General features: G+C 47.6%; 15 protein-coding genes. 4 read left to right on the top strand and 11 right to left on the bottom strand.

The window, feature by feature from the left end:
- Positions 1-3: 3 nt before the first annotated feature.
- Genes ilvD through ilvG form a run of 4 tightly spaced genes read right to left on the bottom strand, consistent with a single transcriptional unit; the run spans position 4 to position 4,738 of the window.
- On the bottom strand, positions 4-1,845 hold the full coding sequence (gene ilvD, locus QWZ05_RS12610) for a dihydroxy-acid dehydratase (protein WP_264874676.1): 1,842 nt from the start codon (positions 1,843-1,845) through the stop codon (positions 4-6).
- A gap of 15 nt (positions 1,846-1,860) precedes the next feature.
- Positions 1,861-2,796 (bottom strand): branched-chain-amino-acid transaminase, encoded by a 936-nt coding sequence (ilvE, locus tag QWZ05_RS12605; RefSeq protein ID WP_290298700.1) that lies wholly within the window; start codon positions 2,794-2,796, stop codon positions 1,861-1,863.
- A gap of 11 nt (positions 2,797-2,807) precedes the next feature.
- On the bottom strand, positions 2,808-3,092 hold the full coding sequence (gene ilvM, locus QWZ05_RS12600; protein ID WP_164646995.1) for an acetolactate synthase 2 small subunit: 285 nt from the start codon (positions 3,090-3,092) through the stop codon (positions 2,808-2,810).
- A complete protein-coding gene (ilvG, locus tag QWZ05_RS12595) occupies positions 3,092-4,738 on the bottom strand; it encodes an acetolactate synthase 2 catalytic subunit (RefSeq protein WP_290298697.1) in 1,647 nt (548 codons plus the stop codon). The genes ilvM and ilvG overlap by 1 nt, the downstream gene beginning before the upstream one ends.
- A 673-nt stretch (positions 4,739-5,411) precedes the next feature.
- Here ilvG and QWZ05_RS12590 point away from each other — a divergent pair.
- Together QWZ05_RS12590 and yihG are read left to right on the top strand one after the other, a co-directional pair.
- Positions 5,412-6,935 carry a YifB family Mg chelatase-like AAA ATPase gene (locus tag QWZ05_RS12590; RefSeq protein ID WP_290298696.1) on the top strand — a complete coding sequence of 508 codons (1,524 nt, stop codon included), beginning with the start codon at positions 5,412-5,414 and terminating at the stop codon, positions 6,933-6,935.
- A gap of 105 nt (positions 6,936-7,040) precedes the next feature.
- Positions 7,041-7,922 carry a 1-acylglycerol-3-phosphate O-acyltransferase, YihG family gene (gene yihG / locus QWZ05_RS12585; RefSeq protein ID WP_290298694.1) on the top strand — a complete coding sequence of 294 codons (882 nt, stop codon included), beginning with the start codon at positions 7,041-7,043 and terminating at the stop codon, positions 7,920-7,922.
- Positions 7,923-7,980: 58 nt separating this feature from the next.
- Here the strand turns inward: yihG and QWZ05_RS12580 are convergent, their stop codons facing one another.
- The 5 genes from QWZ05_RS12580 to QWZ05_RS12560 form a co-directional block, all read right to left on the bottom strand.
- The gene (locus tag QWZ05_RS12580; protein ID WP_289962367.1) at positions 7,981-8,580 is read right to left on the bottom strand and encodes a thiol:disulfide interchange protein DsbA/DsbL; all 600 of its coding nucleotides are present in this window, start codon (positions 8,578-8,580) and stop codon (positions 7,981-7,983) included.
- Positions 8,581-8,597: 17 nt separating this feature from the next.
- Positions 8,598-9,584, bottom strand: a complete 987-nt coding sequence (locus QWZ05_RS12575; RefSeq protein WP_264874682.1) for a serine/threonine protein kinase — start codon at positions 9,582-9,584, stop codon at positions 8,598-8,600.
- 45 nt (positions 9,585-9,629) lie between these two features.
- Positions 9,630-11,048: a cytochrome c oxidase accessory protein CcoG gene (ccoG, locus tag QWZ05_RS12570; RefSeq protein ID WP_290298689.1), complete on the bottom strand. Its 1,419-nt coding sequence runs from the start codon at positions 11,046-11,048 to the stop codon at positions 9,630-9,632.
- A 200-nt stretch (positions 11,049-11,248) separates the two neighbouring features.
- On the bottom strand, positions 11,249-11,515 hold the full coding sequence (locus tag QWZ05_RS12565; protein WP_264874684.1) for a YihD family protein: 267 nt from the start codon (positions 11,513-11,515) through the stop codon (positions 11,249-11,251).
- A 135-nt stretch (positions 11,516-11,650) separates the two neighbouring features.
- Positions 11,651-11,818 carry a hypothetical protein gene (locus tag QWZ05_RS12560; protein ID WP_264874685.1) on the bottom strand — a complete coding sequence of 56 codons (168 nt, stop codon included), beginning with the start codon at positions 11,816-11,818 and terminating at the stop codon, positions 11,651-11,653.
- A gap of 309 nt (positions 11,819-12,127) precedes the next feature.
- Here QWZ05_RS12560 and QWZ05_RS12555 point away from each other — a divergent pair, with 309 nt between their 5' ends.
- Together QWZ05_RS12555 and trhA are read left to right on the top strand one after the other, a co-directional pair.
- Positions 12,128-12,925, top strand: a complete 798-nt coding sequence (locus tag QWZ05_RS12555) for a sporulation protein (protein WP_290298686.1) — start codon at positions 12,128-12,130, stop codon at positions 12,923-12,925.
- 73 nt (positions 12,926-12,998) lie between these two features.
- Positions 12,999-13,646, top strand: coding sequence for a PAQR family membrane homeostasis protein TrhA (gene trhA, locus QWZ05_RS12550; protein WP_290298684.1), 648 nt, complete (start codon positions 12,999-13,001; stop codon positions 13,644-13,646).
- A gap of 2 nt (positions 13,647-13,648) precedes the next feature.
- Here the strand turns inward: trhA and QWZ05_RS12545 are convergent, their stop codons facing one another.
- Complete coding sequence (locus tag QWZ05_RS12545) at positions 13,649-14,227, bottom strand: DUF3157 family protein (protein ID WP_290298682.1); 579 nt, start codon at positions 14,225-14,227, stop codon at positions 13,649-13,651.
- Between the two features lie 37 nt (positions 14,228-14,264).
- Positions 14,265-15,710, bottom strand: coding sequence for a TrkH family potassium uptake protein (locus QWZ05_RS12540; RefSeq protein ID WP_290298679.1), 1,446 nt, complete (start codon positions 15,708-15,710; stop codon positions 14,265-14,267).
- Between the last annotated feature and the right edge of the window lie 9 nt (positions 15,711-15,719).

Raw genomic sequence — 15,719 nt, 5'->3', positions numbered from 1 at the left:
AAGCTAGCCCTCTAGCTTAGATTTGTCTCGTACTGCACCTTTGTCTGCGCTGGTGGCCATGCTAGCGTAAGCTTTCAATGCAAATGACACTTCGCGTTCACGTTGAGCTGGTTTCCAGCCTAACTGATCTTGTTTAGTGCGACGTTCTGCAAGCTCTTGCTCACCTACTTCGAGCGAGATTGTGCGATTTGGAATATCAATGGCAATGATATCGCCATCCTTGACCAAGCCAATCGTGCCGCCATTAGCTGCTTCAGGAGAGGCGTGACCAATAGAGAGCCCTGATGTACCACCAGAGAATCGACCATCCGTTAATAGAGCGCACTCTTTACCAAGACCCATCGATTTCAAATAGGTTGTCGGGTAAAGCATCTCTTGCATACCCGGGCCACCTTTTGGTCCTTCATAGCGAATAATGACCACATCACCCGCTTTGACTTTGCCACCTAGAATGCCCTCAACAGCATCTTCTTGGCTTTCAAACACAACCGCAGGACCGGTGAATTTCAGGATGCTCTCGTCTACACCGGCAGTTTTTACGATACAGCCGTCAAGAGCGATATTGCCTTTTAGTACGGCTAAACCGCCGTCTTGACTATAAGCGTTCTCTTTGGTGCGGATACAACCGTTCTCGCGGTCAGCATCTAGGCTGTCCCAACGACACTCTTGTGAGAAGGCTTCGGTAGTACGAATGCCAGCAGGGCCAGCACGGTAGAAGGATTTGACCTCTTCAGAATCAGTCAACATGATGTCGTACTGTGCTAGCTGCTCTTCCCAAGTCAGACCCAGTACCGTTTTTGATTGGTTGTTGAGAAGACCAGCGCGATCCAATTCACCTAGGATACCGACTACACCACCCGCGCGGTGGACATCTTCCATGTGGTACTTCTGTGTTGAAGGCGCAACTTTACACAGGTTCGGTACGCGGCGAGACATTTGGTCAATGTCTTCCATATCAAACTCAACTTCACCCTCTTGAGCGGCCGCCAATAGGTGCAACACGGTATTGGTTGAACCACCCATTGCGATGTCGAGCGCCATCGCATTCTCAAAAGCCGCTTTTGTCGCGATATTGCGTGGCAGGGCAGAGGCATCATCTTGTTCGTAGTAGCGACGAGTAAGCTCAACGATACGCTTACCAGCATTGACAAAGAGATCGCGACGATCTGCGTGAGTCGCAAGCATCGAGCCATTACCCGGCTGAGACAGGCCAAGTGCTTCGGTGAGGCAGTTCATCGAGTTAGCAGTGAACATGCCTGAACAAGAGCCACATGTAGGACATGCAGAGCGTTCAATCTGCTCACTTTGCTCATCCGAAACATTAGGATCGGCACCTTGCATCATGGCATCAACTAAGTCGAGTTTGATGATCTGGTCTGATAGCTTCGTCTTACCGGCTTCCATTGGGCCACCAGAGACAAAAATTACCGGGATGTTTAGGCGCATCGAGGCCATGAGCATTCCTGGGGTGATTTTGTCACAGTTGGAGATACACACCATTGCGTCAGCACAGTGTGCATTGACCATGTATTCCACTGAGTCAGCGATAAGTTCACGTGATGGCAGTGAGTAGAGCATGCCGCCGTGGCCCATTGCGATACCGTCATCGACTGCAATGGTATTAAACTCTTTTGCGATACCACCTGCGGCTTCAATTTCTTTTGCGACCAGTTGGCCTAGGTCTTTTAAGTGAACGTGACCCGGAACGAATTGAGTGAAGGAGTTCACAACGGCAATTATTGGTTTGCCGAAGTCTTCATCTTTTACCCCAGTTGCACGCCACAGTGCTCGAGCACCCGCCATGTTGCGGCCATGTGTGGTAGTGGCTGATCTATATTTAGGCATGTCGTAATCCTTCTCTTATGCTTCTGGGTAAACGTAATCTAACCAGCCCCACTTATCTTCAGTGGTGCCGTTGAATAGGCCAAAGTAGGCGTCTTGCATCTCTTTGGTGATTGGGCCGCGTTTGCCTGTGCCTACTTCAATCTTATCGACAGTGGCAACAGGGACAATCTCAGCGGCAGTGCCTGTCATAAACACTTCATCAGCAAGGTAAAGTGCTTCACGGGCAATGTTCGCTTCACGAACTTCATAACCTTTGTCACGAGCAATGGTCATGATCGAGTCACGGGTGATACCCGGTAGAATTGCGCTGGTTGCTGGTGGGGTAGTGATCACGCCATCTTTAATAACGAAGATATTTTCACCCGCACCTTCAGAGAGGTAACCATCGACACTCAATGCAATACCTTCATCGTAACCGTGGCGGCGAGCTTCGCCACCAACGAGTAGTGAAGATAGGTAGTTACCACCCGCTTTTGCCGCTGTTGGGATCGTGTTCGGTGCCGCTCGATTCCAACTCGAGATCATTGCATCTACACCGTTCTCTAGTGCTTCTTCTCCGAGGTATGAGCCCCATGGGAAAGCAGCAATAATCAGATCCATTTCGGTATCAACAGGAGGGCAAACACCTAAACCGACATTACCAACAAAGCCCAGAGGACGAATGTAAGCGCTATCTAGATTGTTTTGACGCAGCGTTTCGCGCGTCGCTTCCATGATTTCATCTACGGTGTATGGAATAGGGAAGCGATAGATCTTGCCAGAGTCTTTAAGGCGCTGAGCATGCTCACGGTGACGGAAGACAATCGGTCCTTTCGGCGTGTTGTAGCAGCGTACGCCCTCAAACACTGACGTACCGTAGTGCATCGCGTGAGTTAAAACGTGTACGTTGGCCTCAGCCCATGGAACCATTTCACCATTGAACCAAATGTAATCAGCTGTTTTTGTTGCCATTGTTGCCTTCCTTATGCGTTTACTCGTTGTTGTAGGTTGTTGTTTGGCAGTTCGTTGTTATTGATTTTGATAACATCTACGCTGATGACATCCCACAATTTTTCAATTTGATTAGTTAAGAATGAGATTGGGCGATCGCTATCGACAATAATCTCTACACTTGCAATTTTACTCTCGTGATTCTGAGTGCCTGCGACCTGTTTAACGACGAAGCCACGGTGGCGAACCACGCGAAGAACACGTTCAAGCAGTACCGGTTTATCGTCTGCTTTGATGTCTAATAAATATCTTTCCATTAGGTGTTCTCCAACATATCACTATTTGATGCACCAGGTGGTACAAGTGGCCAAACATTTTCTTCTTCATCGATCAGAATATGCAGTAGGTAAGCGGTTTTACTTTCCAGCATCTCTTTCAGTGCAGGCTCGACTTCTTCTTTCTTGGTAATGGTTTTACCCGGGATATCGAATGCTTTTGCCAGCATTACAAAGTCAGGGTTATCGTCGAGAATCGTTTCACTATGGCGGCCATCAAAGAACAGAGACTGCCATTGACGAACCATGCCAAGACGCTGGTTATTGATTAGCACCATCTTTACTGGGATCTGGCGGCGCTTTAGTGTGCCAAGCTCTTGAACATTCATCATGAATGAGCCGTCACCAGAGATAAGAATCGACTGATCGTCTGGTCGAGCAACGGCAGCCCCCATAGCGGCAGGTAAACCAAAGCCCATTGTGCCAAGCCCAGCGGAAGTAATGAAATTCTGCGGATCGCGCGGCTGGATGTGTTGCGCTGCCCACATTTGGTGCTGGCCCACATCCGTCGAAATCATGGATGACTCTGGCATCATGTCTGAAAGCTGTTTGAGCAGTAGTGGTGCATAGATAAGCTCACCTGGGTGATCATAGCGCCATTTAAAGCCGCTTCTTAGGCTTTCGGTATGGTGCAGCCATGGAGCGATATCGTGCTCTAGATGCAGTTGCGGCAGGATCTCACGAATGTCACCACGCAGAGCAGCATGAGCATGACGTAATTTATTGATCTCAGCAGCATCGATATCGATGTGAATGACTTTTGCGTTTGGTGCAAAGGTGTCTAGCTTACCCGTCACTCGGTCATCAAAACGAGCGCCAACAACGATGAGCAAGTCACATTCTTGCACCACTAAATTTGCTGCTTTTGTCCCGTGCATGCCTAGCATGCCCAAGTAATGGGGATCGTGACGATCAATCGTTCCTAAGCCTTTTAGGGTGCTGACAGAAGGCATTGGGTTATCAGACAAAAATGAACGTACAGTGTCTGTTGAGTGCGCCAACTGAACCCCACCACCGACATACAAGACAGGGCGTTTAGACTCTTTGAGTAGCGCATTGGCGAGACGATAAGACTCAGGTGTTGGAACTGGGAACGGAATATGCTCAAACTCGGGTAAAATTTCAATCGGAGCTTGGGCAAGCTGAACATCTTTAGCGATATCAACAATCACAGGCCCCGGGCGACCTGTTTTTGCTACCTCAAATGCTTCAGATAGCGTTGGGGCTAAGTCTTCGATATCGGTCACTAGGTAACTGTGCTTTGTACACGCAAGAGACATCCCAATCACATCCATTTCTTGGAATGCATCGGTACCGATATGGGAGCTCGCCACCTGACCTGTGATAGCGACGAGCGGGATTGAATCAAGGAAAGCGTCGGCGAGACCAGTGACGAGGTTGGTCGCACCTGGCCCAGAAGTTGCCATGCATACCGCAACATCTTGTTGAGCTCTCGCCATGCCGATTGCTGCCATTGCAGCCCCTTGCTCATGGCGACACAATATGTGTTCAACACCACCGTCATATAAAGCATCATAGATAGGCATGATGGCACCGCCCGGATAACCAAAAACGGTTTCAATGCCTTGTTGTTTTAATGCGGATACAACTAACTCTGCTCCAGTCATTGTGATCCTCCATGTATCGCTTCATTGCGATGAGCTTCTTGCTTGCACATCATGTGCGCTCCCGTTCTCTGTTCCAAAAGACTCAATTTAATGAGTTTTTAAATCGTAATAGTGTAAAAAAACCCCCGGACTTTTCAGTGCGGGGGTTTTTAAAATTCGGTGGTTATCTTTCGCCCACTCGACCCCGCGCGGTGTCAATAATGACCACGATAATCAGGGCTAGCAGAGTGTTAAGTGCGAAGATAGATTTCATTATTAATTTGGTTACGAATTGTCGTCTGCCTCTAGTGGTAACATACAAAACTGCTAAATGACAAGGGAAAATTTAACATCACTGCTGAAATTTTGAGTGATCGCATAGTCTGCTATATGTTTACTTCATGGATTTATATGTTTAATTTTTTGTACAAACCGTTACTTTATTTGGTTATATGTGTCTATAGTGGGGGATATGACTGATAAACGTTTGCGTAAATTGTGGTGAATTAGTCGGATTTTCTCTGTTTAACACCACTTTGTCCGGTTAGGCGTCGTTTTCTCATTTGTTTTTACATTGGCTTTGCACAATAAACTGGCGTGCATCGCGTTGTCTTGGAATGTGCTGTGACACTCAATGTGACTCCACTCATGATGCGTTCAATTTTCTGTATTATTGAGTAGGGAATAGATTCGAATGAGCCTTGCGATCATCCATAGTCGCGCCAGCGTTGGGGTTGAAGCGCCAGAAGTCACAGTTGAGGTGCATATCAGTAATGGTATGCCCGGCTTTTCGCTGGTGGGACTAGCGGAGACCACGGTAAAAGAGGCCAAAGATCGCGTGCGTAGTGCCATCATTAACTCAAATTTTGAGTTCCCATCGAAAAGGATCACGGTAAACCTTGCCCCCGCAGACCTGCCCAAAGATGGGGGACGATTTGATTTGCCGATTGCACTTGGCATACTGGCTGCGTCTGAGCAAATTCCATTTTCCGAGCTTGGACATAAAGAGTTTATTGGTGAGCTAGCGCTTTCTGGAGAGCTTCGGGCGGTCAAAGGCGTGTTACCAGCGGCATTATCGGCGACAAAGAAACAACGAACCTTAATTGTACCCCACGATAATGGTGATCAAGCGGCGTTAGTCGACAAAGACGCCCACCGCTCTGCTGAGAGTTTGCTCGAGGTGTGTGCGGAGTTATGTGGCCAGCAAAAACTGTCATTACATCAAACGCCGACCGCTGATCAGCCCCCCTCAGCAGAGCGTGATTTACAGGATATTATCGGTCAGCAGCAAGGCAAAAGAGCTCTTGAGATTGCGGCAGCAGGCAGTCATAACCTTCTGTTTTTGGGCCCCCCTGGTACAGGAAAAACGATGTTAGCCTCACGTTTGTGTGACTTGCTGCCGCAAATGAGTGATGAAGAGGCGATGGATACCGCCTCCGTGGCCTCGCTTACGCAGCAAGATATTAACGAACACAACTGGCGTCAGAGACCGTTTCGTGCTCCGCACCACTCGAGCTCTATGGCGGCTCTTGTCGGTGGTGGAAGCATCCCGCGTCCGGGGGAGATCTCGCTTGCACACAACGGCCTGCTGTTCCTCGATGAGATGCCCGAATTTGAGAGAAAAGTGCTTGATTCACTACGTGAGCCGCTAGAGTCTGGTGAGATTATTATTTCTCGAGCTCAAGGAAAAACACGCTTTCCCGCCCGTTTTCAGCTAGTCGGGGCGCTGAATCCAAGCCCAACAGGGTATTACGAAGGCAATCAGGCGCGAGTAAACCCACAAGTCATATTGCGCTATCTCAATCGTTTATCTGGCCCGTTACTCGATCGTTTTGATATGTCACTAGAGATCCCATCGCTACCTAAAGGCACGTTGGCACAAGGAGGAGAGCGAGGTGAGTCGACTTATACAGTGAAACAACGAGTGCTGCAGGCAAGAGAAACCATGCTGAGTCGGGGGGGAAAAGTAAATGCACTGCTAGGCTCACAAGAGATAGAGAGGGACTGTCCACTTAAGAAGGCCGATGCTGAGTTTCTCGAAAATGCGTTACATCGTTTGGGGCTTTCGATTCGAGCCTATCATCGAATCATTAAAGTGGCGCGAACCATCGCAGATTTAGAACAACAGCCGTCAGTAAACCGAGCACACTTGGCAGAAGCGTTGGGGTATCGTGCCATGGATCGTTTATTGAAGCAGTTGACTGCTCAAGCGGTGTAAGTAGCGAGTAATCTGACCATTAATACAAGGGCTTACATCCGGCTGTGGGATTAGTATAATTGGCCACCGTTTTTTATCTTCCAGTTTGTAAGGTCGTCTTTTTCCATGCTTGCCCAATTACTTATGGTACTCAACGCAGCGTTAGTCATTCTTAATTCAGCGGTTTGCTCTGTGCTGATTTGCTTGATAGCCATCATTAAGCTTTTGCTACCTACGCCAAAGTTGAAAGCGAAAGGGACGGCAGCGGCCAACAAAGTGATGTGGCTTTGGGCTACGGTGAATGCTGCCATTCTGGAAATTTCTAATGATGTTGAATGGGATGTCGAAGAGATCGAAGGGCTGCATAAAGACGGCTGGTATCTGATGATCAGTAATCACTTAAGCTGGACTGATATTGTCGTGTTGTGTTGTGTGTTTAAAGATCGTATTCCTATGCCGAAGTTTTTCTTAAAGCAACAATTGCTGTATGTGCCATTTATTGGCATGGCGTGTTGGGCGCTGGATATGCCATTTATGCGCCGTTATTCACGAGAGTACCTACTGCGTAACCCTGAAAAGCGTGGGCAAGATCTCGCGACGACTCGCCAATCGTGTGCCAAGTTCCAGCATACACCGACGACGGTAGTGAACTATGTGGAGGGTACACGGTTCACTCCACAAAAACAGGCGAAGAGCCAAGCGGGTTACGAGTATTTACTACAGCCTAAGTCTGGTGGAATTGCATATACACTCGCAGCGATGGGGGAGCAGTTTGATAGCATTATTGATGTCACCTTGGCATACCCAAACAATCCAGATCAGCCATTCAAAGAGATGCTGATGGGTAAAATGAGTAAGATTGTCGTTAGAGTCGATGTCTTGCCTGTTGATGAGAGTGTCACTGGGGATTACTTCAATGACAAGCCATTTAAGCGCGACTTTCAGCGTTGGTTGGTGCAGCGTTGGGAAAAGAAAGACCAGCAGCTTAAAGACATTCACCGCGAGTGATTTGGGAATAAAGAAAGGGGAGCGAATGCTCCCCTTTGACATAGTTAGGGCTGAGAGATTATTGCTCTAGCAGGTAATTAACCAGTTCAAAGTACTCATCGACAGAAGATATTGAGCTAGCTTCAACAAGGTAACGGTTGTTGACGATAACGGCAGGAACACCACGCAAACCGCTGTCTTGGAACTGCTTATCAAAGCGACGAACCATTGAGTCTACTGCGAAGCCATTAAACGTAGAGTCATATTTTTTCGCATCGATACCTTCATCAAGGAAGATTTGGCGTAGCTCTTCATCGTTACGTGGCGCTTGGTTTAAGTTGTGGATGCGGTTGAAAATAATCGGTGCCATTTTGTCTTCAACTTTTAGCGCGAGCATGGTTGCATAGGCTTTGCTCATCGATGGCCCCATTGCACCGCCCATAAATGACACGTGGTTTTTGTTCAGCTTTACACCCTCAGGAAGTTGAGCTTTTAGTTGAGCGATGATTGGCTCGAAAGAGTGGCAGTGTGGGCAATAGAACGAGAAGAACTCGGTCACAACCGGTTTCTTCGCCGGTTCAAGATCTAATACAGTGTAGTGTGTCCCTTCGTTAAAATTAGCGGCATGTGCCGAGATGCTGACTAGAATTGTGGCAAACAGTGCCATTAGTTTTTTCATTATATACTCCATTTTTACTACCACTGTGGCATCAAAGAAAGGGGTGCTTCCTCCAATGCCGCAAGTTGTTCTTTGAATGCTAAGACTTGGCCTTCCCAATACTTTGGATCATTAAACCATGGGAAGGCAATAGGGAATGCAGGGTCATGCCATCTTTTTGCCAGCCAAGCCATGTAATGCACCATACGTAGACCGCGCAACGGCTCGATTAGTTTCAGCTCAGATTGATTAAAATCGCTGAACTCTTGATAGGCCTCTAAAACCGTGTCTAACTGTGCGAGTTTTTCTGCGCGCTCGCCATTAAGTAGCATCCAGATATCTTGTATTGCAGGGCCATTACGACAGTCATCAAGGTCGACAAACATAGGGCCATCGCGCCATAGAATGTTGCCTGGGTGGCAATCACCATGTAGGCGAAGGTTAGTATCGACATTTTGCCATCGTTGGCTTACCGCTTGAATCAGCATATCGAGATCATTAAAAAATGCGTTCTCAAGATGAAGGGGAATAAACTGACTATTTTGCAGCAGCTCTCTCGGTTTATGTAAGTACTCTTCAAGGCCTATTGTTGGGCGGTGAGCAAATGAGGTTCGACTGCCGACTTTGTGGATGCGTCCAAGATAGCGCCCAACGCCTTCGAGTTGATCGTAGTTATCTACCTCAAATTGACGCCCACCGACGCTAGGGAAGACAGCAAAAGCATAACCCTGATAATGGTGAAGGGTTGAGCCGTTAAGTTTGAGCGGGGCTGCGACAGGAATCTCCGCTTCGACGAGCTCGAGGGTGAAGTCGTGCTCCTCCTGTATTTGCTCTGTGCTCCAACGTTGAGGGCGATAAAACTTGACGACATAGCGCTGACGCTCTTCGTCGGTAAATTGATAGACGCGGTTTTCGTAGCTATTGAGTGCCAGCAGACCTGACTCTGCTCGAATGCCAACGCTCTCTAAGGCATACCACATTAAATCAGGTGTCAAAGCATCAAAATTAAAAGATTGTTCGGACATAATGAGAAAAGGCTCATTGCTGAGCCTTGTTCCTTGTAGTTTCAATTAGAGCTTCTTAATGAAGCGACTTTCTACTTGAACGGTAAAGTTTCCACTATCGCTGAGTATAAACTGAATTGTGGATACGGGTGAGGATAATGTGTCAGGGTTGACGCCGAGGCTCATTGGTTGGCTTAGTACCTCGCCTGGTGCGACTTGTATGGTTTGACGCCCATACCAACTGACATCAGCAAGCCCTTCAACATCAAGTTGGTAGGTTTGTACTTGTTGCGTCTTGTTGATGATTTTTAGGGTGTAAGTGTTTTCAATTTCACCGGAGTTGTTGACCCGAAAGAGTTGGTTACGATCGCGAAGTACGCTTAAACCTGCTGGGTCTACACTCGCGACTTGAGTAAAGAACAAGCCGATCATCACCAGCAAAATTGCGCCATAACCGAGCAATTTTGGCCGCATGATTTTCGTTTCATCACCGGCGAGGCGGTGTTCCGTGGTATAGCTAATCAGGCCTTTTTGATAACCCATTCGGTCCATTGTATGGTCACACGCATCAATACAAGCCCCACAGTTGATGCACTCATACTGTAACCCGTCACGAATATCGATGCCCGTTGGGCACACTTGGACACAAAGGTTGCAATCAATACAGTCACCTAAACCCATCTGCTTGTGATCGGCCTTGCGAGAACGCGGGCCACGCGTTTCACCACGCTGGGTGTTGTAGCCAACAATGAACGTGTCTTTGTCGAACATGGCTGATTGAAATCGCGCGTAGGGGCACATGTGTAGACACATGATTGAGCGCATCCACCCCGCATTCCCGTAGGTGCAAAGCATGAAAAAGATAACCCAAAAAGCCGGCCAGAAAGCGACATCTAGGGTAAAAAATCCGAATATTAACTCTCGAATTGGCACGAAGTAACCAACAAAGGTAAAGCCAGTGAGCAGGGCAATGACTAACCAAGAAAAATGCTTGAGCCCTTTACGCATGGCTAGGTTTACGGTTAACTTTCCTGAGTCTTGCTTACGCCTTTTGTTGGCACTGCCTTCCAGTTTTTCTTCAAACCAAATGTACATGAAGGTCCACACAGTCTGTGGGCATAAATACCCACACCAGACTCGACCAAGAAAAGTGGTAATGAAGAATAAGCCAAATGCGGCAATCATGAATAAGAGTGCAAGCAGGGTTAAATCTTGAGGATAAAGCGTAGTGCCAAAGAAGTTGAACTGTTGCTGTCCAATATCCAGCAATACAGCCTGCCTTTCCCCAAAAGGAATCCAAGGGATGGCTGCAAAAAGAACTAGTAAGAACCATCCACCGTAGCGTCTTAGTTTTTGATAGGTGCCTTTGCTTTCTCGAACGTATATGCGATTGCTAGGATTGAATCGGTCATCCGCTCCCTTATGGGTTTTTGGGTTGAAGGTTTTAGGCGTCACGTTTTTGACGTCTATTTTTTCCTGACTCATTGGGCTTCCTTACGACGAGTCACATTGGGTGGCTCTTGTTATTATGCTGCGATTATAGCGAGATATTTACAATATTTTAGCTGCCCATATCACTTTTATAACCATCGCTTTACTTATGGCGATTGAGAAATCCCAAGCCTTGTTTTAGCAGGCAATAAAAAAGCGACCATAAATGGTCGCCTTGTGTCGCTGATTACTGGTTAGTCAATCAGGCCGCGTGCGCGTAGAATGGCCGTTTTGAAATCATCTTCTTGGTCTTTTTTAAGACCTGGGATCATCTCTTCTTTGTCGCTGTTGCGCATTTTAAGGTGGTAGATCAACACATCGTCGGTTAAGTCTTCCAACTTACCCTCGTAGCCCGCTTCTTGTGCCAGTTTAACGATGAATTCTAATAGGTTGAGCTCTTGGTCTTTAATCCACTCAGGTTGTAGAAGCTCTAGTAGCTCCTCAATACGATGACATTGCATCACTTTCTCCGCTGTACTTTCATTTTATAGGTAGTTATAGCGTTAAAGTACCAGATATCGGCGAGTAACCTCAAGAAACTTGGGACTTTGGAGAGTGCGAGAAAAGAAAAAGCGCAGTATGGACTGCGCTTTTCATTAAGCTGCTCTTACAACATTAGAAGAAGCAGGAGCTTGTAGAGCTTGTTGCTCCACTAACGTCATTTTTGGAGCTGCTTTCTTTGCCATCGGAGCGGAAACAAATCCACTGCGACGACGCATCGCACTGCGGTTGGTGTGCGAGAACCTGACTGTTGTTGGTCGCATTTAGATACCTAACTGTCAGGCATATCCATTGCCGAAGTAATGGCCTTACTGATCTTGAGTTGTCTTTTGTTTCAACAAAATCTTGCTCTATGGCTTTCGCCTATCCAATCCATCAGTAAGGAGTTGTGACGATCTGGCCGTCACTTAAAAGAGTACCACTGATCACAATATTGGTCGATAAATAAACATTCTTGTTTATGAAAAGTGTTTAATCAGCACTTTAGTTGCAGGCTAAATGGTGTATAAAGGGATGATAATTCGATGCATTTATAGACAACGCCGCATCGATGGTATGGCAAGGAGGTCAATATGTCTTTTCTCAAAAAAACCTTAGCAAGTTTTGGTATTGGTTCGGCGAAAGTGGATACCGTCTTGCAACAGAATGTCCTCTTTCCAGGGGAGCCAGTAGAGCTGAAAATTTTTGTCTATGGTGGTCGCATAGAGCAAGACATTGACAATATCGATGTAGATCTCTGTTGCCAGTATGTAGCTGAAGAAGCCGTTGAGCGTGGAAGCCATGGTGGTGACTCAATGCGAACTCGTCGAGTAAAACGGCCTTTTGTGCTTGGTCATTGGCAACTGCCATACACGTTTACGATTCATCCTGGGGAAACGCGTGAGTTCGATGTCAGTATTGAGGTGCCATGGAATACTCCTATCACAGTTGGCGAGTCCAAAGTGTGGTTAGAAACGGGGCTAGATATCTCTCATGCCATCGACCCAACCGACAAAGATGCGCTGACGGTTCGTCCAGACCCACTCACAGAAGGGGTGTTTTCTGCGCTAGAGGTACAAGGTTTGCGTATTCGCCAAGTCGAGTGTGAAGAGACAAAAGGGTTTTCGTTGCCATTTGTTCAAGAGTTTGAATTTGTTCCGACAACAGGACCCTATCACGGGCGTTGGCGTGAGCTAGAGATCGTAGCGAATCGCACGAGTGATGAATTGGAGTTATGGCTGGAAGTTGACCGCAACAAGAGTGGTGTAAAGGGCATGATGGCAAGCTTACTGGGTGGCGGAAAATTAAAGCGTCACATGGTGCTGTCTAGTCAGCTAACCTCCGAGCAAGCGGGACAACAGGTTATCGAGTATCTAGAAAAACACTGCTAAATTTGAGCTTACACATGTACGCTTAATCTGCCATACTAGCTGTTCAGTTTGAGAGTGAGTATGGTAGGTCGTAATGGATAACAAGCAAGCATACGGGGCGAAAGAAGAGTTTCTCAATGCGTTGACCCACGGCATTGGCATCGTATTTGGTATCGTGGGTCTTGCCATGCTATTAGTGAAAGCAAACAGCCAGCATGCCGACACTATGACACTGGTGAGTATGAGTGTTTATGGTGGCAGTATTATTTTGTTATTTCTTGCCTCTACCCTCTATCACGCCATTCCCCATGAGCGAGCAAAACGCGCGTTAAAAACCTTTGATCACTGTGCCATTTATTTGCTGATTGCGGGCAGCTATACCCCGTTTATGTTAGTGAGTTTACGAACCCCGCTTGCGATGGGGTTAATGGCGGTTATTTGGTTAATTGCCCTGGCCGGTATTGTACTCAAGGTAGCGTTTATCTACCGTTTCAAGCGTTTGTCTTTGATGACGTATCTCGCGATGGGGTGGTTGTCCTTGGTCGTGATCTACCAGTTGGCGCAAGAGTTAGATGTTCAAGGGCTTACTTTGTTGGCTGCAGGTGGCGTGATTTACTCGTTAGGGGTGGTTTTTTATGTCGCTAAGCGCATCCCATACAACCATGCTATCTGGCATGGCTTTGTCTTGGCCGGGTGCGCTTGTCATTTTCTGGCAGTCTATTGGTATGTTGACCCAATCTAACGCTACCAACTGCGGGTTTTTACTTCGGTGATCTCTGCGTGAATTTGGTACTGCTCTAACTCAGGCGCAGCGATTGTGAGCTCGCGCCCTTGAGTCGCCTGTTTTGGTCTAAGGTAGGTATCAGCAAGGCGCTTTATAGCCAACCATGCATCGGCCGATTGTTTGCCTACTTGATTTCCAGCAGTGTCGTATAGCGTGATCTCTACAGTGACTAATATGACCGACTGAGTACTTTGGTTGGTCACGGCGGTTGGAAATGTCACTGCTCCTTTTTGGTAGCTTGCAGGGCCGAGTACTAGGTCAATACCTGCATTTGATACCTGTAATGTTGGCTTTGAGTCTCCAACGGTGAATGCACTGGTTGATGGTAAGGTAACAACCGGTGCGGCAGCAACAGCCGGCGTTGTAGCTTCGACTACTTGAACCTCTTCTACCTCGCTAACCTCTGGCTCGACATAGTGCCAAGTAAAATCATCTTTGAGCATGACCTGGCGACCATCCTCAAGTGTCACAGTTTGAGCCGCAAAGGCTCCAAAGCTGGCGCTATATGCCAACAGTGCTGCAGAGAGCGCATATTTCATAGTTAAACCTCTTGGGCCAAGCCGTGTTTGATTGGCACTAACGACGCCAAAATGCCGGGAAAAATAGCACCATAAGTGTGAGAATTTCGAGTCTTCCCATAAGCATGCCAATACTTAGCACCCACTTAGCGGCATCAGGCAGAGGGGCAAAGTTTCCCGTCGGGCCAATCACGCTCCCCATGCCTGGGCCTACGTTGGCAACAGCGGTAATGGCACCAGAAATACTGGTGATAGGGTCGAGCCCCATCGCACTTAAGATGCCTGCAATGACAATGATGGTAATAAAGAACATCAAGCCAAATGCGACAACAGATCGAACAATGTCATCGTTCACCGGGCGTTGATTGTATCTCTGTACAAAGACACCAGATGGATGCACAAGTTTCATCATTTGTTTATTGAGTAGCGTTCGCGCGATTTGAAAGCGGAAAACTTTGATGCCACCAGAGGTTGAGCCTGAGCATGCCCCCGCCATCATCAAAAAGGCGAACAGCGTGGTTGGGAGTGCCCCCCATGCGGTAAAGTCTTCTAGGCCAAAGCCTGTTGTTGTTACAACGGATACGATGTTGAACATGGCCACCCGCAATGCATCAGCAACACCATATCCGTCGCGGATCACTAACCAAGCACTGATGATGATGCTGGATATAACAAATAAGTACGTAAAGCCTCTTACTTGCTCATCTTTTGATAGTGGCTGTAGTGTTTTCTTCTTCATTGCAGCGATGAAGAGCAGAAATGGTAAGCCACCTAAGAACATAAAGGCGGTCGCCACCCAATGCGCCCCGTTTGAAAAGTGATTCATTGAGCCGTCAGAAGTGGAGTATCCGCCGGTTGAAAGCGTCGTGAAGGCGTGGTTGATGGCTTCAAAGACCGACATACCGGTAAATAGGTAGGCGATGAGACAAGCAAGGGTAAGTGATAAGTACACGAGCACGATGTTTTTCGCGACGGTTTTGGCTCTTGGGCTGCTTTTATCTGACCAGTCAGAGGATTCAGTTTGGAATAGGCGCATGCCCCCAACATTGAGCATCGGCAGTACAGCAACCGCCATGACGATAAATCCGATGCCGCCTAGCCACTGCAAGGTAGAGCGCCATAATAAGATGCTTGGTGCCATCGCATCTAAGCCACTTAGTACCGTTGAACCTGTGGTGGTAATGCCCGACATGGTCTCGAAGTAGGCATCGGTAAAGCTGATATGGTTGATGAAGACAAAGGGCAGGGCAGCAAAGGCACTGGCGATGGTCCACACCAAGCTTGTGATCAGGAACATATCCCTAACACTAAGGCGAAATTGCCGTGTGCGGCCAATCGATAGACACAGGAAGGCGACAACGTGAGTGATGAGCAGGGATTTGCCAAACTCAAGAAAACCACCGGTACCAGAAAAGAACGCGACCAACGTTGGGATGTACATGAATAGGGCAAGCTTTGAGAGTACAAGCCCTATAACAAATAGCACCGGACGAAAGTTGACCATGACCTTGCC

The sequence above is a fragment of the Vibrio agarivorans genome, assembly GCF_030409635.1.
In the GTDB taxonomy this organism is placed as follows: domain Bacteria; phylum Pseudomonadota; class Gammaproteobacteria; order Enterobacterales; family Vibrionaceae; genus Vibrio; species Vibrio agarivorans.
The sequence above is the reverse complement of the archived record's forward strand: the minus strand, read 5'-3'. Positions and strand labels throughout refer to the sequence as shown.

What these genes read in the sequence shown, in the direction of transcription:
- QWZ05_RS12545 (WP_290298682.1), bottom strand. Translation starts at nt 14,227, where the DNA reads ATGAAATATGCGCTCTCTGCAGCACTGTTGGCATATAGCGCCAGCTTT.
- ccoG (WP_290298689.1), bottom strand. Translation starts at nt 11,048, where the DNA reads ATGAGTCAGGAAAAAATAGACGTCAAAAACGTGACGCCTAAAACCTTC.
- QWZ05_RS12560 (WP_264874685.1), bottom strand. Translation starts at nt 11,818, where the DNA reads ATGCGACCAACAACAGTCAGGTTCTCGCACACCAACCGCAGTGCGATG.
- QWZ05_RS12555 (WP_290298686.1), top strand. Translation starts at nt 12,128, where the DNA reads ATGTCTTTTCTCAAAAAAACCTTAGCAAGTTTTGGTATTGGTTCGGCG.
- trhA (WP_290298684.1), top strand. Translation starts at nt 12,999, where the DNA reads ATGGATAACAAGCAAGCATACGGGGCGAAAGAAGAGTTTCTCAATGCG.
- QWZ05_RS12575 (WP_264874682.1), bottom strand. Translation starts at nt 9,584, where the DNA reads ATGTCCGAACAATCTTTTAATTTTGATGCTTTGACACCTGATTTAATG.
- ilvM (WP_164646995.1), bottom strand. Translation starts at nt 3,092, where the DNA reads ATGGAAAGATATTTATTAGACATCAAAGCAGACGATAAACCGGTACTG.
- QWZ05_RS12540 (WP_290298679.1), bottom strand. Translation starts at nt 15,710, where the DNA reads ATGGTCAACTTTCGTCCGGTGCTATTTGTTATAGGGCTTGTACTCTCA.
- ilvD (WP_264874676.1), bottom strand. Translation starts at nt 1,845, where the DNA reads ATGCCTAAATATAGATCAGCCACTACCACACATGGCCGCAACATGGCG.
- ilvG (WP_290298697.1), bottom strand. Translation starts at nt 4,738, where the DNA reads ATGACTGGAGCAGAGTTAGTTGTATCCGCATTAAAACAACAAGGCATT.
- yihG (WP_290298694.1), top strand. Translation starts at nt 7,041, where the DNA reads ATGCTTGCCCAATTACTTATGGTACTCAACGCAGCGTTAGTCATTCTT.
- QWZ05_RS12590 (WP_290298696.1), top strand. Translation starts at nt 5,412, where the DNA reads ATGAGCCTTGCGATCATCCATAGTCGCGCCAGCGTTGGGGTTGAAGCG.
- QWZ05_RS12565 (WP_264874684.1), bottom strand. Translation starts at nt 11,515, where the DNA reads ATGCAATGTCATCGTATTGAGGAGCTACTAGAGCTTCTACAACCTGAG.
- ilvE (WP_290298700.1), bottom strand. Translation starts at nt 2,796, where the DNA reads ATGGCAACAAAAACAGCTGATTACATTTGGTTCAATGGTGAAATGGTT.
- QWZ05_RS12580 (WP_289962367.1), bottom strand. Translation starts at nt 8,580, where the DNA reads ATGAAAAAACTAATGGCACTGTTTGCCACAATTCTAGTCAGCATCTCG.